This is a genomic window from Streptomyces sp. NPDC053665 (assembly GCF_055585285.1).
On the sequence record NZ_JBVJKK010000001.1, the window covers coordinates 398,257 to 422,491 of the forward strand.

Annotated in this window: 21 protein-coding genes and 1 pseudogene; 8 read left to right on the forward strand and 14 right to left on the reverse strand. The window is 73.8% G+C overall.

Features of this window, described 5'->3' with window-relative positions; genetic code table 11:
• Positions 1–30: 30 nt before the first annotated feature.
• Entirely contained in the window at positions 31–660 is a 630-nt protein-coding gene (locus ACZ6ZN_RS01665; protein ID WP_451876434.1) for an MBL fold metallo-hydrolase, read from the reverse strand.
• The gene (locus ACZ6ZN_RS01670) at positions 660–1,748 is read right to left on the reverse strand and encodes an S-(hydroxymethyl)mycothiol dehydrogenase (RefSeq protein WP_398107483.1); all 1,089 of its coding nucleotides are present in this window, start codon (positions 1,746–1,748) and stop codon (positions 660–662) included. The genes ACZ6ZN_RS01665 and ACZ6ZN_RS01670 overlap by 1 nt, the downstream gene beginning before the upstream one ends.
• Positions 1,749–1,910: 162 nt before the next feature.
• Here ACZ6ZN_RS01670 and ACZ6ZN_RS01675 point away from each other — a divergent pair, with 162 nt between their 5' ends.
• A complete protein-coding gene (locus ACZ6ZN_RS01675) occupies positions 1,911–3,665 on the forward strand; it encodes an ABC transporter ATP-binding protein (protein WP_469642268.1) in 1,755 nt (584 codons plus the stop codon).
• 58 nt (positions 3,666–3,723) lie between these two features.
• Here the strand turns inward: ACZ6ZN_RS01675 and ACZ6ZN_RS01680 are convergent, their stop codons facing one another.
• On the reverse strand, positions 3,724–4,011 hold the full coding sequence (locus ACZ6ZN_RS01680; RefSeq protein ID WP_469642270.1) for a hypothetical protein: 288 nt from the start codon (positions 4,009–4,011) through the stop codon (positions 3,724–3,726).
• A gap of 172 nt (positions 4,012–4,183) precedes the next feature.
• Between ACZ6ZN_RS01680 and ACZ6ZN_RS01685 the strand changes: the two genes are divergently transcribed.
• Positions 4,184–4,549: a nuclear transport factor 2 family protein gene (locus ACZ6ZN_RS01685; RefSeq protein ID WP_451876436.1), complete on the forward strand. Its 366-nt coding sequence runs from the start codon at positions 4,184–4,186 to the stop codon at positions 4,547–4,549.
• A 21-nt stretch (positions 4,550–4,570) separates the two neighbouring features.
• Here the strand turns inward: ACZ6ZN_RS01685 and ACZ6ZN_RS01690 are convergent, their stop codons facing one another.
• Positions 4,571–5,668, reverse strand: coding sequence for a CU044_5270 family protein (locus ACZ6ZN_RS01690; protein ID WP_469642272.1), 1,098 nt, complete (start codon positions 5,666–5,668; stop codon positions 4,571–4,573).
• 161 nt (positions 5,669–5,829) lie between these two features.
• A complete protein-coding gene (locus tag ACZ6ZN_RS01695; RefSeq protein WP_469642273.1) occupies positions 5,830–6,396 on the reverse strand; it encodes an RNA polymerase sigma factor in 567 nt (188 codons plus the stop codon).
• A 106-nt stretch (positions 6,397–6,502) separates the two neighbouring features.
• Here ACZ6ZN_RS01695 and ctaD point away from each other — a divergent pair, with 106 nt between their 5' ends.
• Together ctaD and ACZ6ZN_RS01705 are read left to right on the forward strand one after the other, a co-directional pair.
• Entirely contained in the window at positions 6,503–8,113 is a 1,611-nt protein-coding gene (gene ctaD, locus ACZ6ZN_RS01700) for an aa3-type cytochrome oxidase subunit I (protein WP_469642275.1), read from the forward strand.
• The gene (locus tag ACZ6ZN_RS01705) at positions 8,110–8,469 is read left to right on the forward strand and encodes a hypothetical protein (RefSeq protein WP_469642277.1); all 360 of its coding nucleotides are present in this window, start codon (positions 8,110–8,112) and stop codon (positions 8,467–8,469) included. Before ctaD ends, ACZ6ZN_RS01705 begins: the two co-directional genes overlap by 4 nt.
• 353 nt (positions 8,470–8,822) lie before the next feature.
• Here the strand turns inward: ACZ6ZN_RS01705 and ACZ6ZN_RS01710 are convergent, their stop codons facing one another.
• Complete coding sequence (locus tag ACZ6ZN_RS01710) at positions 8,823–9,482, reverse strand: TetR/AcrR family transcriptional regulator (protein ID WP_469642279.1); 660 nt, start codon at positions 9,480–9,482, stop codon at positions 8,823–8,825.
• A gap of 144 nt (positions 9,483–9,626) precedes the next feature.
• Between ACZ6ZN_RS01710 and ACZ6ZN_RS01715 the strand changes: the two genes are divergently transcribed.
• Positions 9,627–10,880: a YncE family protein gene (locus tag ACZ6ZN_RS01715; protein WP_469642281.1), complete on the forward strand. Its 1,254-nt coding sequence runs from the start codon at positions 9,627–9,629 to the stop codon at positions 10,878–10,880.
• 133 nt (positions 10,881–11,013) lie between these two features.
• On the opposite strand, the gene ACZ6ZN_RS01720 is transcribed toward ACZ6ZN_RS01715, so the two are convergent.
• A complete protein-coding gene (locus tag ACZ6ZN_RS01720) occupies positions 11,014–12,987 on the reverse strand; it encodes a GTP-binding protein (RefSeq protein ID WP_469642283.1) in 1,974 nt (657 codons plus the stop codon).
• Between the two features lie 188 nt (positions 12,988–13,175).
• On the opposite strand from ACZ6ZN_RS01720, the gene ACZ6ZN_RS01725 reads away from it, so the two are divergent.
• Positions 13,176–14,282, forward strand: coding sequence for an XdhC family protein (locus ACZ6ZN_RS01725; protein ID WP_469642285.1), 1,107 nt, complete (start codon positions 13,176–13,178; stop codon positions 14,280–14,282).
• A gap of 186 nt (positions 14,283–14,468) precedes the next feature.
• Here the strand turns inward: ACZ6ZN_RS01725 and ACZ6ZN_RS01730 are convergent, their stop codons facing one another.
• The 6 genes and pseudogenes from ACZ6ZN_RS01730 to ACZ6ZN_RS01755 form a co-directional block, all read right to left on the reverse strand.
• Positions 14,469–15,005: a metallophosphoesterase family protein gene (locus ACZ6ZN_RS01730; protein WP_469642287.1), complete on the reverse strand. Its 537-nt coding sequence runs from the start codon at positions 15,003–15,005 to the stop codon at positions 14,469–14,471.
• A 107-nt stretch (positions 15,006–15,112) separates the two neighbouring features.
• Positions 15,113–15,916, reverse strand: coding sequence for a class I SAM-dependent methyltransferase (locus ACZ6ZN_RS01735; protein WP_451879402.1), 804 nt, complete (start codon positions 15,914–15,916; stop codon positions 15,113–15,115).
• Complete coding sequence (gene rfbD / locus ACZ6ZN_RS01740) at positions 15,903–16,790, reverse strand: dTDP-4-dehydrorhamnose reductase (protein ID WP_469642289.1); 888 nt, start codon at positions 16,788–16,790, stop codon at positions 15,903–15,905. The genes ACZ6ZN_RS01735 and rfbD overlap by 14 nt, the downstream gene beginning before the upstream one ends.
• A 137-nt stretch (positions 16,791–16,927) precedes the next feature.
• Positions 16,928–17,014, reverse strand: a pseudogene (locus ACZ6ZN_RS01745) (sugar phosphate nucleotidyltransferase); the annotation flags it as partial.
• Positions 17,015–17,118: 104 nt separating this feature from the next.
• Positions 17,119–17,301, reverse strand: coding sequence for a hypothetical protein (locus tag ACZ6ZN_RS01750; protein ID WP_398107947.1), 183 nt, complete (start codon positions 17,299–17,301; stop codon positions 17,119–17,121).
• A 176-nt stretch (positions 17,302–17,477) separates the two neighbouring features.
• Positions 17,478–18,440 carry a LysR family transcriptional regulator gene (locus ACZ6ZN_RS01755; RefSeq protein WP_469642291.1) on the reverse strand — a complete coding sequence of 321 codons (963 nt, stop codon included), beginning with the start codon at positions 18,438–18,440 and terminating at the stop codon, positions 17,478–17,480.
• 151 nt (positions 18,441–18,591) lie between these two features.
• On the opposite strand from ACZ6ZN_RS01755, the gene ACZ6ZN_RS01760 reads away from it, so the two are divergent.
• Positions 18,592–19,287 carry a type 1 glutamine amidotransferase domain-containing protein gene (locus tag ACZ6ZN_RS01760; protein ID WP_469642293.1) on the forward strand — a complete coding sequence of 232 codons (696 nt, stop codon included), beginning with the start codon at positions 18,592–18,594 and terminating at the stop codon, positions 19,285–19,287.
• Positions 19,288–19,305: 18 nt separating this feature from the next.
• Here the strand turns inward: ACZ6ZN_RS01760 and ACZ6ZN_RS01765 are convergent, their stop codons facing one another.
• A complete protein-coding gene (locus ACZ6ZN_RS01765; RefSeq protein WP_469642295.1) occupies positions 19,306–21,765 on the reverse strand; it encodes a SpoIIE family protein phosphatase in 2,460 nt (819 codons plus the stop codon).
• A 224-nt stretch (positions 21,766–21,989) separates the two neighbouring features.
• Between ACZ6ZN_RS01765 and ACZ6ZN_RS01770 the strand changes: the two genes are divergently transcribed.
• On the forward strand, positions 21,990–24,137 hold the full coding sequence (locus ACZ6ZN_RS01770) for a SpoIIE family protein phosphatase (protein WP_398107500.1): 2,148 nt from the start codon (positions 21,990–21,992) through the stop codon (positions 24,135–24,137).
• Positions 24,138–24,235 lie beyond the last annotated feature (98 nt).

Below are 24,235 nucleotides of genomic sequence, written 5' to 3' on the forward strand. Positions count from 1 at the left end.
TCTTCTGTCGCCTTTTACGGGGACACGCGCTCAGTGGCCCCGGGTGATCCATTCCTGGAGGTGGGGGGCCTCGGCGCCGATGGTCGTCGAGTCGCCGTGCCCGGTGCGCACCGTCGTCTCGGGCGGCAGGGTGAGCAGCCGGTCGCGGATGGAGTCGATGATGGTCGGGAAGTGCGAGAAGGACCGGCCGGTGGCGCCGGGCCCGCCCTGGAAGAGGGTGTCGCCGGTGAAGACGGTGCCCAGCCCGGGGTCGTGCAGGCAGACGGCGCCGGGCGCGTGCCCGGGCGTGTGGATCACGCGCAGGTCGGCGCCGCCGGCCTCGATCACCTGGCCGTCGACGAGCCAGGCGTCCGGCTCGCGGTCGGGGTGGGTCTGCTTCCACAGCGGCAGGTCGTCGCGGTGCAGCCAGATGGTCGCGCCGGTGCGCTCCGCGAGCGCCGGGGCCGCGTCGATGTGGTCGTTGTGGGCGTGCGTGCACACGATGGCCGTCAGCCGGCGGTCGCCGAGGGCCGCGAGGATGGCGTCGGCGTCGTGGGCGGCGTCGATGACGACCGCCTCGTGGTCGTCGCCGACGATCCACACGTTGTTGTCGACGTCCCAGGTGCCGCCGTCGAGGCTGAACTGCCCGGAGGTGACGAGGTGTTCGACGCGCGTGGTCATCACAGCACCACCACCGAGCGCAGCACGTCGCCGTGGTGCATCCGCTCGAAGGCCTTCTCCACCTCGTCGAGCTGGATGGTCTCGGTGACGAACGCGCCGAGGTCCAGGCGTCCTTGCAGGTGCAGGTCGATCAGCATGGGGAAGTCGCGGGAGGGCAGGCAGTCGCCGTACCAGGAGGACTTCAGGGATCCGCCGCGGCCGAAGACGTCCAGCAGCGGCAGTTCGAGCTTCATCTCGGGGGTGGGGACGCCGACGAGGACGACCGTGCCGGCCAGGTCGCGGGCGTAGAAGGCCTGCCGGTACGTCTCGGGACGGCCGACGGCCTCGATGACGACGTCGGCGCCGAAGCCGCCCGTCAGTTCGCGGATCGCCTCGACGGGGTCGGTCCCACGGGAGTTGACGGTGTGCGTGGCGCCCATGGAGCGGGCGGTCTCCAGCTTGCGGTCGTCGATGTCGACGGCGATGATCGTCGCCGCTCCGGCCAGCCGCGATCCGGCGATCGCGGCGTCGCCGACCCCGCCGCAGCCGATGACGGCGACCGAGTCGCCGCGGCCGACGTTGCCGGTGTTGATCGCGGCGCCGATGCCGGCCATCACACCGCAGCCCAGCAGCCCGGCCACCTGCGGGGCCACCCGCGGGTCGACCTTCGTGCACTGCCCGGCCGCGACCAGCGTCTTCTCCGCGAAGGCGCCGATGCCGAGCGCCGGGGACAGCTCCTGGCCCGTCGAGGCGAGGGTCATCCTCTGCCGCGCGTTGTGGGTGTCGAAGCAGTACCAGGGCCGCCCGCGCAGACAGGCCCGGCACTTCCCGCACACCGCACGCCAGTTGAGGATGACGAAGTCGCCGGGCGCGACATCGGTGACGCCGTCGCCGACCGCCTCGACCACACCCGCGGCCTCGTGGCCGAGCAGGAAGGGGAAGTCGTCGTTGATGCCGCCCTGCTTGTAGTGCAGATCCGTGTGGCACACCCCGCAGGCCTGGACGCGGACGACCGCCTCTCCCGGGCCGGGGTCGGGCACCACGATCGTCTCGATCCGCACCGGTTCGTCCTTGCCGGGCGCGATCACACCGCGTACTTCCTGGGCCATGGTGCTGACTCCTTCGTCGGCCGGGTTCGTTCCCTTCCGACCCTACGCGCGACTGATCGCCGAGGGGCGCGGATCGGCCTGCCCCGGGCCGGGAAACACCAGGCCGGCCGGGTCGGCGCCGACGTAGCCTGAACCGTCCGTCCGAGGCGCCGAAGGAGCGACGTGAGCATCGCAGAGACCGAGACCGCCGTACCGCCCTGGCGGTTGCTGCTCGGATACGTCCGGCCGCACCGCTGGTCCCTGCTGGCCGGTGCGGTGCTGTCCCTGGTCACCGGGGCGACCGGGCTGCTGCTGCCGCTGGTCGCGCGCGGGCTCATCGACGACCTGTCGCACGAGCGGGCCATCACCGGGGCGCTGCTGGCGATGTCCGCCCTGGTGATCACCAACGCGGCGCTGGGCGCGCTGGGTTCGTACGTGCTGCAGCGCACCGCCGAGTCGGTGGTGCTCGGCGCGCGCCGGGCGCTGTCGTCGTACCTGCTGCGGCTGCGGGTCGCCGCGGTGGACCGCAGCGAGCCCGGGGACCTCATGGCCCGCATCACCTCCGACACCACCCTGCTGCGTTCGGTCACCACGAACTCGCTGGTGGGTCTGGGCACCGGTGGACTCACGCTGGTGGCGACGGTGGTGATGATGGGCCTGGTGGACGCCGTGCTGCTGGGGGTGACCCTGGCCGTGATCCTCGCCGCGGGCGTGGTGCTGGGGGTGATCGTCCCGCGCATCAACAAGGCGAGCCGCCGGGCGCAGGACGCCATCGGCGTCATGGGCGCCTCGCTGGAACGCACCCTGGGCGCGCTGCGCACCGTCAAGGCCTCCGGCGCCGAGCACCGCGAGGAGGTCACGCTGCACGAGGCCGCGCGGGAGTCGTGGCGGCAGAGCGTGCGGGCCGCCAAGTGGTCGGCGGCCGCGGGCAACACGGCGGGACTGGCCATGCAGATCGCCTTCATCACGGTGCTCGCGGTGGGCGGCGCGCGCGTGGCGACCGGAGCCGTCGACGTGGGCACGCTGGTGGCGTTCCTGCTGTACGTCTTCTATCTGATGTCGCCGATTCAGCAGGTCGTCGGCGCCGTCACGCAGTACCAGACGGGCGCCGCGGCCCTCACCCGCATCCAGGAGGCGCTGCGGCTGCCCGCCGAGCCCGCCGCCGCGCCCGCTCCGCTGCCCGGCCCGGACACCCGGCCCGCCGCCGTCGCCTTCGAGGACGTCCGCTTCCGCTACGCCGACGACCTGCCGCTCGTCCACCACGGGGTGACGTTCACCGTGCCCGCGCAGGGCATGACGGCCTTCGTCGGCCCGTCCGGCGCCGGCAAGACCACGGTCTTCTCCCTGATCGAGCGCTTCTACGACCCGGAGTCCGGCGTGATCACCCTCGACGGGCGCGACCTGGACGACTGGGAGCTGCCCCGGCTGCGGGCCTCGATCGGCTACGTGGAGCAGGACGCGCCGGTGCTGTCGGGGTCGCTGCGGGGCAACCTGCTGCTGGGCCGTCCCGACGCCGACGAGGACGCCCTCGCCCGGGTGCTGAAGACGACCCGGCTCGACGAACTGGTGGCCCGGCTGCCGGACGGGCTCGACACGCTCGTCGGGCACCGGGGGACGAAGCTGTCCGGCGGGGAGCGGCAGCGCGTGGCGATCGCCCGCGCGCTGCTGCGCCGCCCGCGGCTGCTGCTGCTCGACGAGGCGACGTCACAGCTGGACGCGGTGAACGAGGCGGCGCTGCGCGACACCGTCGCGGACGTGGCCAGGACGACGACCGTCCTGGTCGTGGCCCACCGGCTGTCGACCGTGACGATGGCCGACCGGATCGTGGTGATGGACGCCGGCCGGGTCCGTGCGGTGGGCACCCACCGCGAACTGGTGACCGCCGACCCGCTGTACGCGGAGCTGGCGGCGACGCAGTTCCTGGCGGCGGCGGACTGAGCCCGGACGCACCTGAGGGCCGCCCCCGGGAGGGGCGGCCCTCGTCCGGGCGCGGCCGTCAGCGGACGTTCGGGAGGAACCCGAAGACCGGGGAGACCAGGCCGACGACCTGGTTCAGCTGGTCGAGGTCGTTGAGACGGTTGAGCCCGGCCAGCTGCGAGGAGGGCCGCAGGATCTCGTCCTTGTGCTCGGCGGGGATGTCGCTCACGGCCAGCGAGTCCAGGGTGGCCATGGGGCTGAGCGGGCTCTTGGCTCCCGTGTCGGCCGCCTGCGCCATCGGCGCGGCGAGACCGGTCATCCCCGCGGCGAGACCAACGGCGGCGACGATACGTCGTGTTGAGATCATGCCTGTCGCAACGCGGACGGGTCCCCGGCGGACACGGGTGCACCGCTCCCCTCACCCGTCAGGCCCAGCGCCCCCGGGCTTGCCGCGCGCGCCGCGCGGGTGGAGGCTCGTGGTGGGAAGGCCCCACGCGGCCCGCCTCCGACCGGGCCGCGGCCCTGCCGAGGAGGTCATCATGGGCACGTCGACAGACTCCGCCTTCGACCGGGAGACACTGCGCCGGGGCCTTGAAGGCGGCACCCCGGACATGCTGATGTCCCTCTACGCCGACGACGCCGAACTGCGCATCGTCGACCGGACGGCCCAGCCCAGTCACCCGAAGGTCCTGCACGGCCGGGAGGAGATCGGCCGGATGCTGGAGGACGTCTACAGCCGCGACATGACGCACCGGCTGGAGCACTGCGTCATCCAGGGCGACGAGGCGGCGTTCAGCGAGAGCTGCGAGTACGCGGACGGTGTGCGCGTGCTGTCCGAGTCCATGCTGTCGCTGCGGGACGGCAAGATCGCCGAGCAGACGCTGGTGCAGGCCTGGGACGAGTAGCCGGCGGCGGAACCCGGGCCGTCAGCGCATCCAGGCGCTGTAGGACAGGACGGCCCCCTCCCGTACGCCGTACCGCGGGTCGGGGGCCGTCAGGGTGCTCTCCAGGCCGAGCACGGCTCCGGTCGCCGGATCCATGATCAGCATGCGGCGGACGCCGCGTGCGTCGTGCACGTACGCCTGGCCCCGCCGGCCGAGCCGGTCGGTCACCTGCCCGGCCGGGCGCAGCCCGGCGGCGTCCTGGAGGAGCCGGGCCAGGGCGGCGTTCTCCCGCTGGCCGAGGGTCCAGTGGTCCAGCAGGGTCGCCGCCGCATCCAGCAGGTCGGGCGTGGTGAGCGGCGTGTCGGCGTGCCGGACCTCCATGAGGTAGGCCCGCAGGCGGCCGGGGTCGTGGGGCGGGGGTGACTGGGGCGGTGCGTCGCTCCAGCTGGGCGGGTAGGTCCGGTCGAGCAGGACGGGTCCGTCCCCGTCGTGTCGCGGCACACCGCCCTCGTCCGAGAGGACGGGGCGGCCGGGGTGCTCCGGGCCGGTCTCGACGACGAGTTCGGTGTGGCTGCCGTCGGGCCGCCAGCGCACGAGCCGCTCCTCGGGCAGGGTCACCGGAGGTGCGTCCTCCGACATGCCGAGGCTCCAGGACCGTACGTGGGTGCCCTTGCGCAGCCGGGGTGCGCCCGTGGCCCCGATCGCGGCGGAGGCCCGCTCGGCCAGCCGGTCCAGGGGCAGGGCCGCGGAGCCGGTCCGGACGACGAGCGGTCGGGGCGCGGCGAGAGCGGGCGGGGTGCCCGGGCCGCTCAGCACGAGGGCGAGGGTCACGACGGTCACGACGGCGGTGGCGAGGAGCCCCCAGGCCAGCGAGGCGCGGCCGGGGGCGGGCAGCCACCGGTGCCGCCGTGTCGCGCCGGCTCGCGCCGGGGGCGCTGCCGTCCACCGGCTCCGCGCCGGCCGGGCCCGGCCGGGTCCGGGCAGCCGCAGCCGCGGGTTCCGCCGGAGCTCGGGCGGCCTCTCCTTCAGCAGGTCCTCCAGGCGGCGCTCGGCCCGGTGGTCCAGGGGGCCGTCGCCGAAGCGGGAACCGTCGGCCGGCACCGGGTCGGCGCCACGCAGGAGATCGAGTTCATCGGCCACGGCGGTGCTCCTCGGGAACGGTCACGCACGGGTGCTCGGGGGTCGGCACGGGAGTCGCGGGACGCGGGCGGTCACGTCCGGGGGCCGCGGCGCTGCTCTCCCGCACGCTCGCGCCCGCGTGCTCGGCGATCGGGGACGGGAGACGCAGCCCGCCGTGTCCGTCACCCACGACCGGGCTCCCCCGGGAGGGTCGCGTACGGGCGCCCGGGGGCCGGGACCGGCGCCGGGGGGCGCAGGCGGTCGATCTCGGCTCTGAGGCGGCGCCGGGCGCGGTGCAACCGCATCGCCGCGGCCCTGCTGCCGCAGCCCAGGGCGACGGCCACCTCGTCGATGCCGAGTTCCTCCCAGGCTGTTAGGCGCAGCACCTCCTGGTCGGCGGCGGAGAGCCGGGCGAGGGCCTCGTGCACCCAGGCACCCGGGGTGTCCGCCTCCGGGCCCGCGGTGATATGCCGCCGGTGGGCGGTGTCGTCGTTGCCGAGCCGGTCGAGCAGCCGACGGCGGCGCCCGAGCCCGCGGACGGTGTTCGCCAGGCAGTTGCGTGCCACGCCGTACAGCCAGGGCAGCGCGGCGGCCGGCAGGTCGGCCCGGCGGCGCCAGGCGACCGTGAACACCTCCGCCACCACTTCCTCCACCTCACCGGCCCGCCCGTCCAGCCGCCGCGCCACATAGCGGCTGACCGCCCAGTAGTGCTCGCGGTAGGCAGCGGCGAAGACCTCGTCGTCGCTCATGTCCCGTCCGTGTCCGGCACTTCCCCGATCGTCACACCCGGTTGCGGTGACGTTCGTCGCGTCCGTGCAGTGTGACCTCCGGCCGGGGCGCGGACACAGGCGGGGCATGAGGCATCTCAAGTGGCTGACGACCACGGATCACAAGACGATCGGCACGCTGTACCTGGCCACGTCGTTCGCGTTCTTCGTCATCGGTGGCGTGATGGCCCTGTTCATGCGCGCCGAGCTCGCCCGGCCTGGTCTGCAGATCATGTCGAACGAGCAGTTCAACCAGGCGTTCACGATGCACGGCACGATCATGCTGCTGATGTTCGCGACGCCGCTGTTCGCGGGCTTCGCGAACTGGATCATGCCGCTGCAGATCGGTGCGCCGGACGTGGCGTTCCCGCGGCTGAACATGTTCGCCTACTGGCTGTACCTGTTCGGCTCGCTCATCGCGGTCGGCGGTTTCCTCACGCCGCAGGGCGCGGCCGACTTCGGCTGGTTCGCCTACAGCCCCCTGTCGGACGCGGTGCGTTCGCCCGGTATCGGCGCCGACATGTGGATCATGGGTCTGGCCTTCTCCGGCTTCGGCACGATCCTCGGCTCGGTCAACTTCATCACCACGATCATCTGCATGCGCGCCCCGGGCATGACGATGTTCCGCATGCCGATCTTCACCTGGAACGTGCTGCTGACCGGTGTGCTGGTCCTGCTGGCTTTCCCGGTGCTGGCCGCGGCCCTGTTCGCGCTGGAGGCGGACCGCAAGTTCGGCGCCCACATCTTCGACTCGGCCAACGGCGGAGCGTTGCTGTGGCAACACTTGTTCTGGTTCTTCGGGCATCCAGAGGTGTACATCATCGCGTTGCCGTTCTTCGGCATCATCAGTGAGGTCATCCCGGTCTTCTCCCGCAAGCCGATGTTCGGTTACACGGGTCTGATCGGCGCGACCATCGCGATCGCGGGTCTGTCCGTGACGGTGTGGGCCCACCACATGTACGTCACCGGTGGTGTGCTGCTGCCGTTCTTCTCCTTCATGACGTTCCTCATCGCCGTCCCGACCGGCGTGAAGTTCTTCAACTGGATCGGCACCATGTGGAAGGGCTCGCTGTCCTTCGAGACGCCGATGCTCTGGGCGACCGGCTTCCTGATCACCTTCACCTTCGGCGGACTCACCGGCGTGCTGCTCGCCTCGCCGCCCCTCGACTTCCACGTCTCCGACTCGTACTTCGTCGTCGCGCACTTCCACTACGTCGTCTTCGGCACCGTGGTGTTCGCGATGTTCTCCGGCTTCCACTTCTGGTGGCCCAAGTTCACGGGCAGGATGCTGGACGAGCGCCTGGGCAGGATCACCTTCTGGACGCTGTTCACCGGCTTCCACGGCACGTTCCTGGTGCAGCACTGGCTGGGCGCCGAGGGCATGCAGCGCCGGATCCCCGACTACCTGGCCGTCGAGGGCCTGACGACCCTCAACATGGTGTCGAGCGCGTTCTCCTTCCTGCTCGGCCTGTCACTACTGCCGTTCTTCTACAACGTCTGGAAGACCGCCAAGTACGGCAAGCCCGTCGGCGTCGACGACCCGTGGGGCTACGGCCGCTCCCTGGAGTGGGCCACCTCCTGCCCGCCGCCGCGGCACAACTTCCTCGCCCTGCCCAAGATCCGCAGCGAGTCCCCGGCGTTCGACCTGCACCGGCCCGCGATCGCGGCCGAGGCCGCACGGGAGCTGACGCTCCGGTGACCGCGCCGGACGGCCCCCCGCCGGACCTGCGGGCGTTCCACAACGACGTCCAGGGTCATCTGCTCGTCGCCGCGGCGCACCGGGAGGCGCGCACGGCCGCCGCCCGGTGCGCCGCGGCCCTCGACTGGCTGACCACGGCGCAACGGGCCGAGGTGGAACGGCGGTTCGCGCAGGAGCACCTGGCGCTCACCCGCGTCTCGTGGGAGCGCACGGCCCGCCGCGGCGAGGAACTGCGGGCCGAGTACGAGGCCGTCTACCGCACACTCCGCGCGCGGCTCCTGGCCGGGCTGCTGCTGACCGGCGCGCTGGTGGCGGCGGTCGGCTGCGTGGTGCTGTGGGCGGGTGGGCCGCACTGACGGGCAGCACGGCGGCTGCGGCACGCTGCGCCGGTCCTGCGGGCACCCCGTCCGCGCCCGCAGCGCCTACGGGTAGACCCGGTAGCCTGCGCCGGCCGGTCGAGGCGGGCCGGGGCTCGGAAGGGCCGGGCCTCGGGAGGTCGAGGCTCGGAAGGGCCGGGGCCGGCCCGTGAGTTCAGCGGGAGCCCGTGAGGCTGGGGCGGGCAGGTCAGGGTGGGGTCAGGAGGCCACGTCCGGCCTGTGAAAACCAGGGTGGGGGCCCGGAGGTCCAGGCCGGACCGAGGTCCCGGGGCGACGGGGGCCCGGGGCGATCCCGGGCGGGCCCGTTAGGCCGGTACTCGCGCCCCGCGCGTTCAGCCCTGTCCCTGCCACCCCGGTGGCCTGAGGATGGCCAGGAGCTGGCGGACCAGTTCGTCGACGACCTCGTCCAGGGTCGCGTCGACCCAGCCGGCGCTCCAGTCGTGGAGCAGGCCGTTGACGCTGCCGATGAAGGCCGTCGCCGCGAGCCGGTAGTCCCGGGGCGCCGCCTCGCCGCGGGCGGCCGCCGCGTCGGCCTCGGCGCAGATGAGGTCGACCCAGCCCGCCCGGCGGGCGAGCCGCTGCTCCTCCAGGCGCCGGCTGACGCCGATGATCTCCACGAACGTGATGCGGATCCGGCGCGGGTCGGCGGTGACGCTGCGCGCGTAGGCCCGGAAGACCGCCGTGACGCGCTCGGTGAGCGGCAGGTCCGCCGCACCCGTCGCCGCCTCCAGCACCGCCGCCTCCGCCCAGCCGTTGACCTGCAGGTGGAGCGCGGCGAGCACGTCCTCCAGGGTGCGGAACTCCTCGTAGAACTGACGGGTCGACAGTCCGGCCGCCTCGCTCAGCGCGGCGACCGTGGTGGCCCGGTAGCCGGGGGTGCCGCCGAAGAGCTGGAGCGCGGCGTCGAGGAACCGCCGGCGCCGCTCCGCCTGCCGTTCCTCGGCCGTCCTGCCGCCGTAGCGGCCCGTCGGCGCTCTGAGTCTGCCCGGCACCCGCTCTCCCCTCGTGGCCCGCTCACAATTTTGTCGTGTACGCGGTCTTGTGGAGAAGGGCACCCCCTCCTTACTTTTCAGTAAGTTCACTGTGAAAGCACGTGTGTTCAGATTCCTCACCCCACCGCAGAGGAGGGATCAGCCATGTCCGTCTCCCGACGACGGCACCTGTGCTCCCTGACCGCCGCCCTGGCCCTGACCGCCGCCGTCCCCGCCACCGCCGCCGCGGCGCCCACGGGTTCGCCCGCCGCCCTGCGCGAGGTGATGTTCGTGGGCAACAACTGGGACGGCACCGCCGATGTCATCGCGTCCAGCGGTGACTTCGGGAAGATCGGCCGGATCGACGTCGTCCCCGACAAGGAACAGCGGATGGCGGAGATCAACGCCAACCCCATCAAATGGATCTACTTCATGGCGATCCGCAACAGCGTCGGCGAGGGGCACGACCAGTTCGTCGACGACATGTACTCCACCCCGGACGGCACGGCGATGGTGGTCTCCCGGCCGAGTTTCGCCGACGTCGTCTCCATCGACCTCGCCTCGGGCCGCATCAACTGGCGCTTCCCCGTGTCGGGTTACCGCTCCGACCACATGGCGGTCTCCCCCGACGGCAGGCGCGTCGCGGTGTCGGCGTCGACGTCCAACACGGTGCACGTCCTGGACATCGTCTCCGGCAAGGAGCTGGGCAGGTTCGCCACCGGCGACAAGCCGCACGAGAACATCTTCACCCAGGACGGCAAGTACATCTACAACATGGCGATCGGCGACGTGAACACCCAGACCGACGCCCCGTGGCTGGACTGGACGAAGGGCGACCGCCGCATCACCGTCGTCGACGCGACCACGTACAAGCAGGTCAAGGTCATCGACATGCGCCCGCAGCTGGACGCGCTCGGGCTGAAGGACTTCTCCGACGCGGTCCGGCCCGCCGTCTTCTCGCCGGACGAGTCGAAGCTGTACTTCCAGGTGTCGTTCTTCAACGGCTTCTTCGAGTACGACGTCGCCTCCGGGAGGATCACCCGGACGAAGACCCTGCCGGAGAACCCCGCGACGAGCGACGACCGCACCACGTTCGTCAACGACTCGCGCCACCACGGCATCTCGATGAGTCCCGACGGCAGCAAGTTGTGCGTGGCGGGCACCATGGACGACTACGCCACGGTCGTCGACCGGACGACGCTCAAGGAGGGCCCGCTGATCACCGCCGCCAAGCCCTACTGGGCCACGATCAGCGGCGACGGCAAGTCCTGCGTGGTGTCGGAGAGCGGCACCGACCAGGTCACCGCCATCGACTTCGCCACCGGCAGGAAGGTCGTGTCCGTGCCGGTCGGCGACCATCCCCAGCGGGTACGGCTCGCCCGTGTCCCGGCCGATTGGACGGGCCCCGGGGCCGGTTGACCCCTTCCGCCGTCCGTCGGTCACCTGCGCGGTGCGGAACCCGGACACCCCGCACGGTGACCGGCGGGCGGCGGCCGGCACCGCCGGCCGCCGGTGCCACCTGCCGCCGGTGCCGTGGGCGTACCCGCCGTGCTCAGCCGCTCACCCGGCGCGTCACGTTCAGCAGGTACTCCTTCCTGTTCAGCGGGTTGTGGTCGGTGCGCGCACGCTCGGGGACCGTGCCGTGCGTGACGGGCGCGTAGTGGGAGAACGCGCTCTCCAGCTCCCCCTCGCCCCGGGTCAGTGCGGGCAGCCGCTGCCCCAGGTCGTGCACCCGGGCGGCGGGCACGGTGCCGTCCAGGACGCACACGTCGTCCCGGGTGTGCGTCGTCTCCGGTACGGCCCCGAGCCGGGTGAGGACCGGCAGCAGGGCCCCCAGGGTGTCGGCGGGCGCTTCGAGGCGGAAGCGGTGCACCGGCTCGTGCACACGCGTCCCGGCCCGGCGCAGCGCCTCGGTCAGCACCAGCGGGGTCAGGCCCCGGAAGTCGGCACCCGTGCTCGACATGCTCTTGTCGAACCCCTGGTGGGCGTGACTCTGCCGGGGCCAGTAGCCGCAGTGGGTCAGGGTCACGCCGCAGTCGGGAACCCGCCAGCCGTGCAGACCCTGCTCCAGGGTCTCGCGCACGGTGTCCTCCACGGCCTTGAAGAAGGCGTACGGCATGGACCCGAGCTCCACCTCCAGCCGGAAGCCGACACCCGAGCCGGCCGGTGCGGGCTCGACGCGCAGACCCACCGTGGCGAGGAACGGGTTCGGGTCCTTGTCGATGAACTCCACGGCCTGCCCCGTGCCGGTGAGCCGCTCGACGCACAGCGGGGTGGTTTCGCGGAAGCCGACGTCGAGGCCGTACTCCTCGGCGAGCGTGGCCTGGACGACCTCCTTCTGCACCTCGCCGTACAGGGAGAGCGAGCTCTCCCGCCGGCGCTCGTCGTACCGCAGGCCGATCAGTGGGTCCTGCTCGGCGAGCTGGGTGAGCGCCAGGTGCAGCGCCCCGCGGTGCGCACCGGGTCCGGGGACCACGACCGTCTCCAGCGTCGGCGGGGCGAAGACGTGCGCGTACTCCGTGCCCGCCTCGCCGACCGGGTCGCCGATCTTGATGCCGGTCAGGCCGGTGACACGGGCGATCTGCCCGGCGCCGACGCGGTCCGCGTGGGTGTCGGTGCCCCGGGCGAAGACGCTGATGCCGGTGACCCGGCCCTCGGCGCCGTCCGTCCCGAAGGGGATCCGGTCGCGGGTGCGCAGGGTGCCGGAGAACATCCGCACGTAGGCGATCCTCTCCCCCGCCGGACCCCGCTCGACCTTGAACACGGTGCCGGACAGCGGCCCGTCGCCGTCGCCGTCCGCCGGGGGGAGCAGCCGCCCGATCCCGGACAGCAGCGCGTCCACGCCGGCGCCCGTGGCCGCCGAGCCGAACCAGAGGGGGTGGACGAGCGCCTGCCGGGTCTGCGCGGTGAGGGAGCGGTGCAGGAGCGCGGGCGTGACCGCGTCCTCGACGTAGGCGGCCAGCAGGGCGTCGTCGTGCTCGGCCAGCACGTCCAGGGCGGCGGCCGGGCCGGGCCCGGGCGTGGCACGGGCCGCGCGGGTGCCGAGGTCGGCGACGGAGCCGAGGGGGACGACGGCCGGGGTCAGCCGGACGGCGATCTCCCGCAGGACCTCCTCGTGGCGCGCCCCGCCGCGGTCGATCTTGTTGACGAACAGCAGCGTCGGGATGCGCAGCCGCTCGAGGGTGCGCATCAGCACGCGCGTCTGCGCCTGCACCCCTTCGACGGCGGAGATCACCAGCACGGCGCCGTCGAGCACCCCCAGCACGCGCTCCACCTCGGCGATGAAGTCGGGGTGCCCCGGGGTGTCGATGAGGTTGACGCTCACGCCGTCCAGCGGGAACGACACGACGGCGGACTTGATGGTGATGCCGCGCCGGCGCTCCAGCGCGAGGGTGTCGGTGCGGGTGCTGCCGTCGTCGACGCTGCCGATCCGGTCGATGACCCCGGCCGAATGGAGCAGCCGCTCGGTCAGGCTGGTCTTACCGGCGTCGACATGGGCGAGGATTCCGAGGTTGAGCGTGGGCACGAAGCGTCATGTCCTTCGAGAAGAGAACCGTGTGGGACCGGAGGGACATGAACGCTGGACGCATCTGTGCGGCTCCTCGGACTCGATGACGCGCTGTCCTGAGCAGTGCAGCAGACCGTCCCGGGGGGCGGCAACGGATTTGTCCGCCGCGGGGGGTACCCGGGGGCGGTCGAGGAGAGGAGCGGTGCGTGCGGGATCTGCTGCCGGTGCTCGGCCGCTGGTACGCGGCCGGGATCCCGTTCGGCCTGGCGACGGTCGTCGAGGTCAGCCGCAGCGCGCCGCGCGAGGCGGGCGCCGCGATGGCGGTCGGGCCGGACGACGAGGTCGTGGGCAGCGTGTCCGGCGGCTGCGTCGAGGGCGCGGTGTTCGAGCTGGTGCGGGAGGCGGTGGCGGACGGCGAGGCGCGGCGGGAGACGTTCGGCTACAGCGACGAGGACGCCTTCGCCGTCGGACTGACCTGCGGCGGCGAGATCACCGTGCTGGTGCGTCCCGTCACGCCCGCGCTGGACCCGGCCCTCGGCACGGTCGCGGACTGCGTCGCGGCCGGCGCGCCGGTGACGCTGGCGACGGTCACCGGGGGGCCTGCGCGCCTCGGTGCGGCCCTCGCCGTCCGTCCCGACTCGGTATCGGGCACGCTGGGCGCGAGCGGGCTGGACGCGGCCGTGACCGCCGACGCCCGCGGGGAACTGGCCCTGGGCGCGGGCGGTCTGCGGCACTACGGCCCCCAGGGGCAGCGCCGTGAGGACTCCGTCGGGGTCTTCCTTCAGTCCTTCGCACCGTCGCCGCGGATGCTGGTCTTCGGTGCGATCGACTACGCCGCGGCCGTGGCGCGGATCGGCCTGTTCCTCGGCTACCGCGTCACCGTCTGCGACGCCCGCCCGGTCTTCGCCACGCCCCGGCGCTTCCCCGAGGGGGTCGAGGTGGTCGCCGAGTGGCCGCACCGGTACCTGCGCGGCACGGACACCGACGAGCGCACGGTGGTCTGCGTCCTCACCCACGACCCCAAGTTCGACGTGCCGCTGCTGACCGAGGCGCTGCGCCGGCCAGCCGCGTACATCGGGGCGATGGGCAGCCGCCGCACCCATGCCGAGCGGGCGGAGCGGCTGGCCGCGGCGGGCCTGACGCCGCGGGAGCTGGCACGGCTGCGCTCACCGGTCGGGCTGGACCTCGGGGCGCGTACCCCGGAGGAGGTCGCGGTGTCCGTCGCCGCGGAGATCGTGGCGATGCGCTGGGGCGGCAGCGGGGCACCGCTCAGTACGAAGCGGGGCGCCGTGCACCCACCCGTCGACGGCTGACCCCACGGTGCGGCGCCGACGGCCTTGCGGCCGTACGCCGATCCTCGGCGAGCCACAGCAGGCGTGGTGCTCACCGATCTCCTCGTCTGTGCCGAGGCCCGCGGCGACGAGCCGGGCCCATCCCCGTCGGACAGTGGCGGCCTGCCGGTCGTTCGGGGCCGGTGCTCGTCCCGGCCCCTGGGCGGATCACGCCACGTCGCCGCGCCTGCGCGGTCGGTCCGGTGCGCGGGGCGGGAGGCGGTGGAGTTCCACCTCGCCCAGCCGGCCGTCGGTGACGGTGGCGGTCATGTACGTGCAGTGCGGCTGCCGGCGGCGGTCCGTCGGCGAGCCCGGGTTGAGCAGGCGCAGACCGGAGGGGGCCGTGGTGTCCCACGGGATGTGGCTGTGGCCGAACACCAGCACGTCGAGGCCGGGGAACCGGGCGGCGCAGCGTGCCTCCCGCCCCTGCTTGGCCCCGGTCTCGTGGATCACCCCGAAGCGCACCCCGCCGAGCTCGGCGTACGCCACCTCGGGCAGCCGCGCGCGCAACTCCGGGCCGTCGTTGTTGCCGTACACCGCGACGAGCCGGCGGCAGCGGTCCTCCAGCAGGTCGAGGGTGTCCGCGTCGACCCAGTCCCCGGCGTGGAACACGACGTCGGCCCGCGGCAGTTCGTCCAGGAGCGGGGCGGGCAGCACCTTGGCCCGCTTGGGCAGATGGGTGTCGGACATGAGCAGCAGACGCACGTGCTCAGCGTACGGCCGCCGCCGGAGGTCCGCCGGGGCGCGGCGTTCCGGACGCGCCGCAGGCCCGGACGCGTACGGCGTCCGGGCCTGCGGCGTGTCCGGTGCGGTCAGCGGCTGACGCCGACCTGCTCCAGCGAGCGGCGCAGCGGCTCCCAGCCGATCCTGCGGGGCAGGCCGCGGTTGCGGGCCTGGGTGAGCGGACCCCAGAAGCCCGCCTCCAGCAGGGCCTCGGGGCGCACGGCACCGGCCCGCTCCAGGATCGCCTCGGGCACCTTCTGCGGGTCGGGCACCTTGTACTCGGCCATGATCTCGTCGTACTTGTCGTGCAGCACCCGGTTGGCCGGGTCGGCGCCGAAGACGAGGAGCTGCCCGGTGGGGGCGGTGTCCACCAGGACCGTGACCAGGTCGGGGCGGTAGCGCGCCAGCACCTCGGTGATCTTGTAGACGTCACCGGTCCAGGCGTCGGTGTGCCGGTCCCGGGCCGCCTCGTCGACGCTGCGCGGCAGCATGTCGTCCAGGACGATCACGCTCGACCAGTCCGAGTACTTCTCGACGTTCATGAAGTCGCGCAGCGCGAACTCGAACAGGTGCATGCCGTCGATGAAGGACAGGTCGAGCGTGGTGCGGCGCCAGTAGCCGATCGGGCTGCGGCCGCGGCGCAGGTTGCGCAGCGGGTGGCGGCCACCCTTGAGGTGCTGCAAGGGGTTGTCCCGCGCGAAGAAGTCGTCGCTGGTGGCCTTCACCAGGTGGACGTCGCAGCGCAGTTCGGAGACCACCTTGAAGGCGGGGTCGATCGCGATGCTGGGCACGCGGGACAGCGTCAGGCTGCGCCCGTCGTTGACGCCGATCTCCAGGTAGTTCCGGTTGGCGCTGACCTTGTGCAGTTCCCGGAGGAACTCATGGCGTTTCACGAGGGAGACCTTCCTTGCGGATACGGGGCAGTGCTTCGTGCAGGGCGGTGCGCCAGTCACGCGGCCGGGGCAGGCCGATCTCCGGCCACCGGCGGTGTGCGAGGGCGCTGTACGCCGGGCGGGGCGCGGGCCGCGGGAAGGCCGCGCTGCTCGTGGGGCGCACCCGGTCGGGGTCGGCGCCGATGAAGGAGAACACCTCGCGGGCCAGCTCGTACCAGCTGGCCTCGCCGCGGTTGGTGGCGTGGAAGACGCCGTGTCCGCCGGTGGCGAGCCGGGGGCCGAGGTCGGCGATCCGCTCGGCCACGTCGGCGCTCCAGGTGGGCTGCCCGCGCTGGTCGTCGACGACGTCGAGGGTATCGCGGCGGGACTCCAGCTCCATCATGGTGCGGACGAAGTTGCGGCCGTGGGCGCCGTAGAGCCACGCGGTGCGTACCACGGCGCTCGCGCCGGGCAGTTCCTCCAGCACGGCCTGCTCCCCGGCCAGTTTGGTGCGGCCGTAGGCGGTGCGCGGGCCGGTGGGGTGGTCCTCCGGGTAGGGGGTGGTGCGGGCCACGCCGGAGAAGACGTAGTCCGTGGAGACGTGGATCAGGCGCGCGCCGTGCACGGCGCAGGCCCGGGCCAGCAGTCGCGGGCCGTCGCCGTTGACCTCCCGTGCCCGCGCCTCGGCGGTCTCGGCGTCGTCGACGGCCGTGTACGCGGCGCAGTTCACGACCACGCCGGGGCCGTGCTCGCGCACCGCCGCGTCGACGGCGCGGGGGTTCGTGATGTCGAGGGCGGCGCGGTCGAGCCCGGTCACGGTCCCGCCGCGGCGGGTCAGCTCCTCGACGACGTCGCGGCCGAGCATGCCGCCCGCGCCGGTGACCAGCCACCTCATGCGCGCCCTCGGGCGTCGTGCCGCTTCGGCGGCTGCCCGCAGGCCCGTCCGCCCCGGCACCGGGTGACGGTCCCGGTGCGGCGGGCGGTGAAGTCGCGGCGCGCGGACGCCCGTCGGGGGGTGCGGTGGGTGCCGGTGGCCACCGGCAGGAGCTGTGCGGCCGACGTGTGGGTGATCGGCCTCAGCCGTGCACCTGCACCACCGGACAGCACGAGAGCCTTCATTGGGCTCACCTTAGTCGCGATCCGGCGGTTGTGAACATCACTTCGGCGGGTTGCCGACGTGCGGAGTTGCCCGGATCGTCACCGCGCGTTCGTCCGGCGGGCGGTCAGTCCTCACCCCGGACTATGTTCCACTCCGGCCCGGCGTGGGCCGCTCCTGCCGTGGCCCGGTCCTCGACGGCCGGCAGGCAGGTGCGCACCGGGCTCTTGCCGTGCAGGCGGCGTGCCGTCGACCAGCCGGTCTCGGGGCGGCGGGCGGCGGGCTTCTCGGGGAGGTCCATGGACGTCACGGCTCATCATCTTCCTTCTGTTTCCGCTCCTCTTCGGGTGTCCGGTGACGAACCGGGCAAACACGCGCGGCCCGCTCGGGACGGTCATCGATCCGACTCCCGTGCGGTGTACGCCCGTTGACCCGGGGTCGCCTGTCGTGCACCGGCGCAGGGCCACCGCTTCCGGGCCCGCCTCCTCACCAGTCGCGGGCCGCTGCCAGCAACCGGTCACGGACGAGGACCACGTGCGGGTTGCCGGGGGTCCCGGGCCGCTGGACGAGGAAACCGGTGTTGATCGGCGCGTCCTCGGGGTCGTCGAGCAGGACGAGCGCGCCGGAGTCCAGTGCGGCGGCGCACAGGTAGCGCGGCAGCACACTGAAGCCGGCTCCCGCGGCGACCAGCGCGAGGACGGCCCGCAGGTCGGGCGCGGAGACGGCGGCGCGGCCGTTCAGGCGGCGGCCGAAGACGTGCCGCCAGTAGCGCCGCACGATCGGCAGGTCCTCGGCGTACGCGATCAGCGGGACGTCGTGGAGGGCGGCGGGCCCCTCGGCGGCCAGGCGCTCCCGGACGCGGCCGGCCCACTCGGGCGCGGCGACCAGGACGAACTCCTCGTCCGTCAGCGGCACCGCGGACAGGGTGCGGCCGCGGGGCCGGGTGGTGGAGACGACCAGGTCGTGGCGTCCGGCGCGCAGCTCCTCCAGGAGCGGTTCCGTCAGGCCCGTGGTGACGCGCAGCCGCACGCCGTCGGTGACGAGCGGGGCCAGGGCGGGCAGGGCCCGGGTGGCCAGCAGCTCGGCGGGGCCGGCCAGGTGGACCGGCTCGGCGGTCGCCTCGCGTCGCCGCCCGTGGCCGGTCGCCTCGGCGAGCGCGTCGAGGGGGGCGGCGACGCGGGCCGCGAGGTCGTGGGCGACCGCGGTGGGGGCGACGCCGCGGTGCAGGCGTTCGAACAGCTCCCGGCGGGTCTGCCGCTCCAGCGAGCGGATCTGGGTGGTGACGGTCGGCTGGGACAGGCCGAGCAGCTGTCCGGCGGCCGTGAAGGACCCGGACCGGTAGACGGCCAGGAAGGTCCGCAGGAGGTTGAGGTCCGGCCGGCCGGGCGCGGCGGCGGGGCCGACCGGGTCGACGGGGTCGAGGGGGTCGAGGGAGTCGCGGGGCTTCACGAGAGCCGACGGTACCGCCCGGTGCCATTGATTTCTCTATGGCAGGTATCGAAGGGTCCATTGGAAGACCGGGGGGCGACGGTCGTACGGTCGTCCTCGTCCCAGCCATCGCCGCGGTGTGCGACCGCGGCTCAACTCCCTGGAGTTCCCCATGTCGAAGATCCTCTTCGTCGTCACCGGCGCCGACACCTGGACGCTGGCCGACGGCACCGCCCACCCGACCGGCTTCTGGGCCGAGGAGGTCGTCGCCCCCTTCGAGGCCTTCCGGGACGCCGGCCACGAGGTCGTCGTGGCCACGCCCGGTGGTGTCGTGCCCACCGTCGACCGCGCGTCGCTCGCCCCGGAGGTGAACGGCGGCCGGGAGAACGCCGACCGGATCGCGGCGGCGCTCGCGTCCTTCTCCGGGCTGCGCCGGCCGGTGCGGCTGGAGGACGTCCGGGTGGAGGAGTTCGCGGCCGTCTTCTACCCCGGCGGTCACGGCCCGATGGAGGACCTGGCCGTGAACGGCGACTCGGGGCGGCTGCTCGTCCGCGCCCTGGAGTCGGGGATGCCGCTCGGTGTGGTCTGCCACGGACCGGCCGCGCTGCTGGCCGCCGTCGGGCCCGACGGGGCGAACGCGTTCGCCGGCCACGAGGTCGCGGCGTTCACCAACGCCGAGGAGATCCAGGGCGGTCTCGCCGACCGTGCCCCCTGGCTGCTCCAGGACCGCCTCACCGAGGCCGGCCTGCTCGTCCGCGCCGGTGAGCCCTGGGCGCCGCACGTGGTCACCGACCGCAACCTCGTCACCGGCCAGAACCCGGCGTCCTCCGCGCCGCTGGCGCAGGAGCTGCTGAAGCGGCTGAGCTGACCCGCCGGCCCGGGGCGCTCAGCGTCCCAGCGGCAGCTCCGCCCACACCTGTTTGCCGCCGCTGACCGGCAGCGTCCCCCAGGTGGCCGACAGCGCCTCGACGAGCAGGATCCCGCGGCCGCCGGTGGCCTCCCAGCCGATGCTCCTCGGTCGTACCGGGGTGCGCGGGGAGGCGTCGGCGACGGCGATGCGCAGGCGGTCGTTGATGAGGGTGAGGTCCATGCGGACCTGCCCGTCCGTGTGCACCAAGGCGTTGGTGACGAGTTCGGAGACGACGAGCAGGGCGGCGTCCTGATCCGCGGTGACGCCCCAGGAACGCAGCGTGCGCCGGGCGAAGCGGCGGGCGTGCCCGACCGCCTGGGGCACCCGCCAGACCGTCCAGCTCTCCCGCAGCGGGCGCAGCTCCATGCCGTCGTAGCGCAGCAGGAGCAGGGCCACGTCGTCGCTGCGCGGGGCGTTGCCGAGAAGGGCGTCGGCGACCAGCCCCAGATCGGTGGGGGCGGTGCGGGCGAACTGCGCGGCCAGGCGGGCCATGCCCTGGTCGATGTCCGACTCGGGCGTCTCGACCAGCCCGTCCGTGGCCAGGGCGATGAGCGTGCCGGGCTGGAGGCGGAGCGGGCTCATCGGGTACTCGGCCTGGGTGATCACGCCCAGCGGCGGGCCGCCCTCGGCCTCCGCGATCTCGGTGCGGCCGTCCGGCTGGCGGAGCACGGGCGGCAGGTGCCCGGCGCGCACGCACCAGGCGGCGCCCTCCTCCAGGTCGACGTCGACGTAGCAGCAGGTGGCGAACAGCTCGCTCTCCATGTCCATCAGCAGCCGGTTGGCGTGCGCGACCACCACGTCCGGCGGATGCCCCTCGACGGCGTAGGCGCGCAGTGCCGTGCGCATCTGGCCCATGAGCGTCGCCGCGCCGGCGCTGTGCCCCTGGACGTCGCCGATGACGAGGGCGACGTGGTGGTCGGGGAGCGGGATGACGTCGTACCAGTCGCCGCCCAGTTCCAGCCCCGCCGTGCTGGGCAGGTAGCGGGCGACGGCCACCGCACCCGGCAGCCGGGGCAGGCGGCGGGGCAGCAGCTGGCGCTGGAGCATGCCGACCAGCTCGTGCTCGGCGTCGAAGGCCCGGGCCCGCATCAGGGCCTGCCCGGCGAGCCCGGCGCAGGCGGTGAGCAGGGCGCGCTCGTCGGAGCCGAAGTCGTGCGGGGTGTCCCAGCCGATCAGGCAGGCGCCGGCCATGCGGTTCCCGGCGGGCAGGGGCAGGACGGCCAGGCCGCCGGGACCGACCTCGGCGAGGGAGGGCTCCAGGGGGCTGCCCGCGGGCCAGCTGCGGGCCCGGCCCTCGCGCAGCGCGGCGGCCAGGGTCGGCATGGAGCGCACGGGCGCGTCGGGCCACTCGCCGCGCCACTCGGAGCGCCACACCTCGGGCCAGGCCTCGGGTTCGGGCGGGTCGAGGACGGTGACGACCAGCCGGTCGCCCTCCAGCTCGGCGAGCGCGATCCGGTCGGCCCGCAGCGGGCGGCGCAGGGCGGCGACCACGGCCTTGCCGACGTCGCGGACGGTGACGGCGGTGGCCAGGGCGGCGGCGAGACGCTGGACGCGGGCCACGTCGGTGACGTCGGAGCGCAGCGTGGACACGTCCGCGACGGTGCCGACGAGCCGGGCGGGGCGGCCGTCCCCGCCGGGCACCAGGCGCCCGCGCAGCCGCAGCCACTTCGGCGGTCCGCCGGGCTGGAGCACCCGGAACTCCAGTTCCCGGTCGCCGATGGACATGTGGTCGGCCTCCACGACCGACATCAGCGACGGCAGGTCCTCGGGCACGGCCAGCCCGAGCAGGGTCTCCACCCGGCCGTCGAACGCGGCCGGGTCCAGTCCGAACAGGGCGAGCAGATCGTCCCCGACGCGGACGCGTCCGCTGTCCATGGCGAGGCTGAATGCCCCCGGCGGCAGCTCCGCGCCCTCGGCGGGGGCCGTGGGGGCGGTGAGGGCGACCGCGTCGGCGACGCGTTCCAGGCAGGCCCGGTCCTCGGCGCCGAACCCGCCGGCGCGTTCGGTCACGGCGAGCAGGCAGCCGCCCTCGTCGGCGCCCGAGGCCGGCAGCGGCAGGGCGAGGAGGTGGAAGTCCCCGGCGGCCACGCGCCGTGCCTGGGCGTGGCCGGCCAGGTCCACCGGGTCCAGCACGACCGGCCGTCCCGTGCGCCGGGCCTCGGCGACCGGGGAGCGTCCGGCGCGCGGATAGCTGTCGCGCAGTCCGTACAGGGTCCGCGGTGCTCCGGCCGACTCCACCAGGCACAGCATGTCGCCCTCGTTGCCGGGGGCGTACACGGCGGCGAGGACCGCACCCGCGTAGACCAGGGCCTGTTCGAGGACGCGGCGCACCCGTTCGGGTGATTCCTGATCGGCCGCGATCGCCTGGAGGGCACCTTCGACACGCGAGGTCCGCGTTCCGCGTTCTGGGGCGCCCTGACTGACCACGTTGGCCATTACAGCGCTTATGGGACCCCTGCGCAGCCCCTGTGGGCGGTCCGTGAACGGGCCTCGCGGACGCCGCCGCCGAGGGGCACCGGACGCGTCGCCGCTCCCGGTACGGGGCCGGGGGGTCCCGGGCGGCCGCGTGCGGCGGCCGGTGCGGCGCGGTTCGTCGTGCGGGACGGCCCGCCAGGGGGCAGATTTGTTCTGGGCCCGGCGGGTGCGAGGAGGTGGTCGGCGTGTCCGACGGTCAGGCGTCCCCGCAGGCGCCGGCGACCTCCAGGATGCCGGTCGGACGCCCCCTGCTGTCGCTCGCGCTGGCCTCGATGATGGACGAGGTGCACGCCCACTCCGGTGCGGTCTACCTGCTCGCACGGGACCAGCCGGTGCTGGAGATGGCGGTGATGGCCGGTCTGCCCCGGGCGTTCGCCGCACCCTGGGAGCGGGTGGGGCTGAGCGCGCCCATCCCGGTGGCCGACGCGGCCCGCGAGCGGCGTCTGGTCTGGGTGGGCGGCGAGGAGGAGATGGCCCGCCGCTACCCCCGCATCGCCATGGTCCTGCCCTACCCGTTCGCGCTGGCGGCCGTGCCGGTCGCCACCGACTCGACCGTCTACGGCGCGGTGTTCGTGACCTGGCCGGGGGCGCACCCGCCGCAGCTGTCCGACCACGAGCGCGACCATCTGACGGCGGCGTGCGGGCGGCTGGCCGTACGGCTGCAGCGGGCCGCCGAGCACAGCGTCCCGCCGCACCCCGAGACGGACCTGGTGGCCGCTCCCCTGGTGGGCGGCATGGCGGGCTCGCTGGGCACGGTCGAGGCGGCCCGGATGGTCGGCCGGCTCCCCTACGGCCTGGTCTCCCTGGACCTGCACGGCCGGATCGGCTTCGTCAACGCGGCGGCGGCCGAGCTGCTGAACGTCCCCGTCAGCCGGTTGCTGGGCACCCAGTTGTGGGCGTCGGTGCCCTGGCTCAACGACCCGGTGTACGAGGACCGTTACCGGGCCGCCCTGATGAGCCAGCACAGCACCTCGTTCGTGGCGCTGCGCCCGCCCGGCGAATGGCTGTCCTTCCGGCTCCACCCGAGCACCACCGGCCTGAGCGTGCGCATCACCCGTTCCCGGGCCGTGTCGGAGATGAACCGCGCGGTGCCACCGCCCGAGGGGACGCCCTCCCGGCTGGTCACCATCTCGCAGGTGCTGAACCTGGCCGGCGCGCTCACCGAGGCGGTCGGCGTTCAGGATGTGGTGCAGCTGGTCGCCGACGAGATCGCCCCGGCCGTCGGCAGCCAGGCCCTGGTGCTGCTGGGGTCGCGGGCGAACCGGATGCGGGTGCTCGGGCACCGCGGATACCCGGACGCGCACGTGGTGGAGCAGTTCGACGGCCTGCCCCTGACCGAGCCGACACCCGGCACCCAGGTGCTGCGGACCGGCGTGCCCGCCTTCTTCGAGTCGCAGGAGCAGCTGGAGCGCCTGTATCCGGCGCGCCACGCCACTCCAGACGGCTTCGCCGCGTGGGCCTACCTGCCGCTGATCGCGCAGGGCCGGCCCGTGGGGACCTGTGTGCTCTCCTACGCCGAGCCGCACCCCTTCCCGACCGAGGAACGGGCGATCATGACCAGCCTGGCCGGGCTGATCGCCCAGGCGCTGGAGCGCGCGCTGCTCTACGACGCCAAGCACCGGCTCGCGCACGGTTTGCAGGAGGCGCTGCTGCCGCACTCGCTGCCCGCGCTGCCCGGCATCGAGGCCACCGGCCGCTATCTGCCGGCCACCCGGGGCATGGAGATCGGCGGTGACTTCTACGACCTGGTGGGCAGCCAGGGCCTGGCCGCGGCGGTGATCGGGGACGTGCAGGGCCACAACGTCACCGCGGCCGGGCTGATGGGGCAGGTGCGTACCGCGGTACGCGCGTACACCACCGTGGGCCAGGCGCCGGAGGAGGTCATGCGCAGCACCAACCAGCTGCTGCTGGACCTGGGTTCCGACCTGTTCGCCAGCTGCCTGTACCTGCGGCTGGACCCGGCGCACGGCCGCGCGGTGATGTCCCGGGCCGGGCACCCGCCGCCGCTGCTGAGGCGCCCGGACGGCCGGGTGCGCGTCCTGGACCTGGCCGGCGGCCCGCTCCTCGGCATCGACGCCTCCGCGGTGTACCCCACGACGGAGGTCGCCCTGCCGCCCGGCTCGCTGCTCGTCCTCTACACCGACGGGCTGGTGGAGTCGCCCGGCACGGACTTCGAGGACGCCCTGGCAGACCTGGGCCGGCGGCTGGCCGAGGCGGGTGACCTGCCGCTGGACGAACTGGCCGACCGTCTCGTGCGCGAGGTCCGGCGCGAGGTGGACGGCGACGAACGCCTCGACGACATCGCCGTGCTGCTGATCAGGGCGGTCGGCTAGGGCCGGGCCCCGGGGCGGTCTGTGCCACGTCGGGCCGGAACGCCGACGGGCCGGTCCGGCCACCGCCGTGGGAAGGGGGCGGGTCCGGACCGGCCGCG

Bases quoted from the DNA above. Each gene is read 5' to 3' on its own strand.
- ctaD (WP_469642275.1), top strand. From the start codon at position 6,503: ATGAGGCATCTCAAGTGGCTGACGACCACGGATCACAAGACGATCGGC.
- ACZ6ZN_RS01680 (WP_469642270.1), bottom strand. From the start codon at position 4,011: ATGATCTCAACACGACGTATCGTCGCCGCCGTTGGTCTCGCCGCGGGG.
- ACZ6ZN_RS01760 (WP_469642293.1), top strand. From the start codon at position 18,592: ATGTCGAAGATCCTCTTCGTCGTCACCGGCGCCGACACCTGGACGCTG.
- ACZ6ZN_RS01765 (WP_469642295.1), bottom strand. From the start codon at position 21,765: ATGGCCAACGTGGTCAGTCAGGGCGCCCCAGAACGCGGAACGCGGACC.
- ACZ6ZN_RS01715 (WP_469642281.1), top strand. From the start codon at position 9,627: ATGTCCGTCTCCCGACGACGGCACCTGTGCTCCCTGACCGCCGCCCTG.
- ACZ6ZN_RS01685 (WP_451876436.1), top strand. From the start codon at position 4,184: ATGGGCACGTCGACAGACTCCGCCTTCGACCGGGAGACACTGCGCCGG.
- ACZ6ZN_RS01670 (WP_398107483.1), bottom strand. From the start codon at position 1,748: ATGGCCCAGGAAGTACGCGGTGTGATCGCGCCCGGCAAGGACGAACCG.
- ACZ6ZN_RS01695 (WP_469642273.1), bottom strand. From the start codon at position 6,396: ATGAGCGACGACGAGGTCTTCGCCGCTGCCTACCGCGAGCACTACTGG.
- ACZ6ZN_RS01665 (WP_451876434.1), bottom strand. From the start codon at position 660: ATGACCACGCGCGTCGAACACCTCGTCACCTCCGGGCAGTTCAGCCTC.
- rfbD (WP_469642289.1), bottom strand. From the start codon at position 16,790: ATGAGGTGGCTGGTCACCGGCGCGGGCGGCATGCTCGGCCGCGACGTC.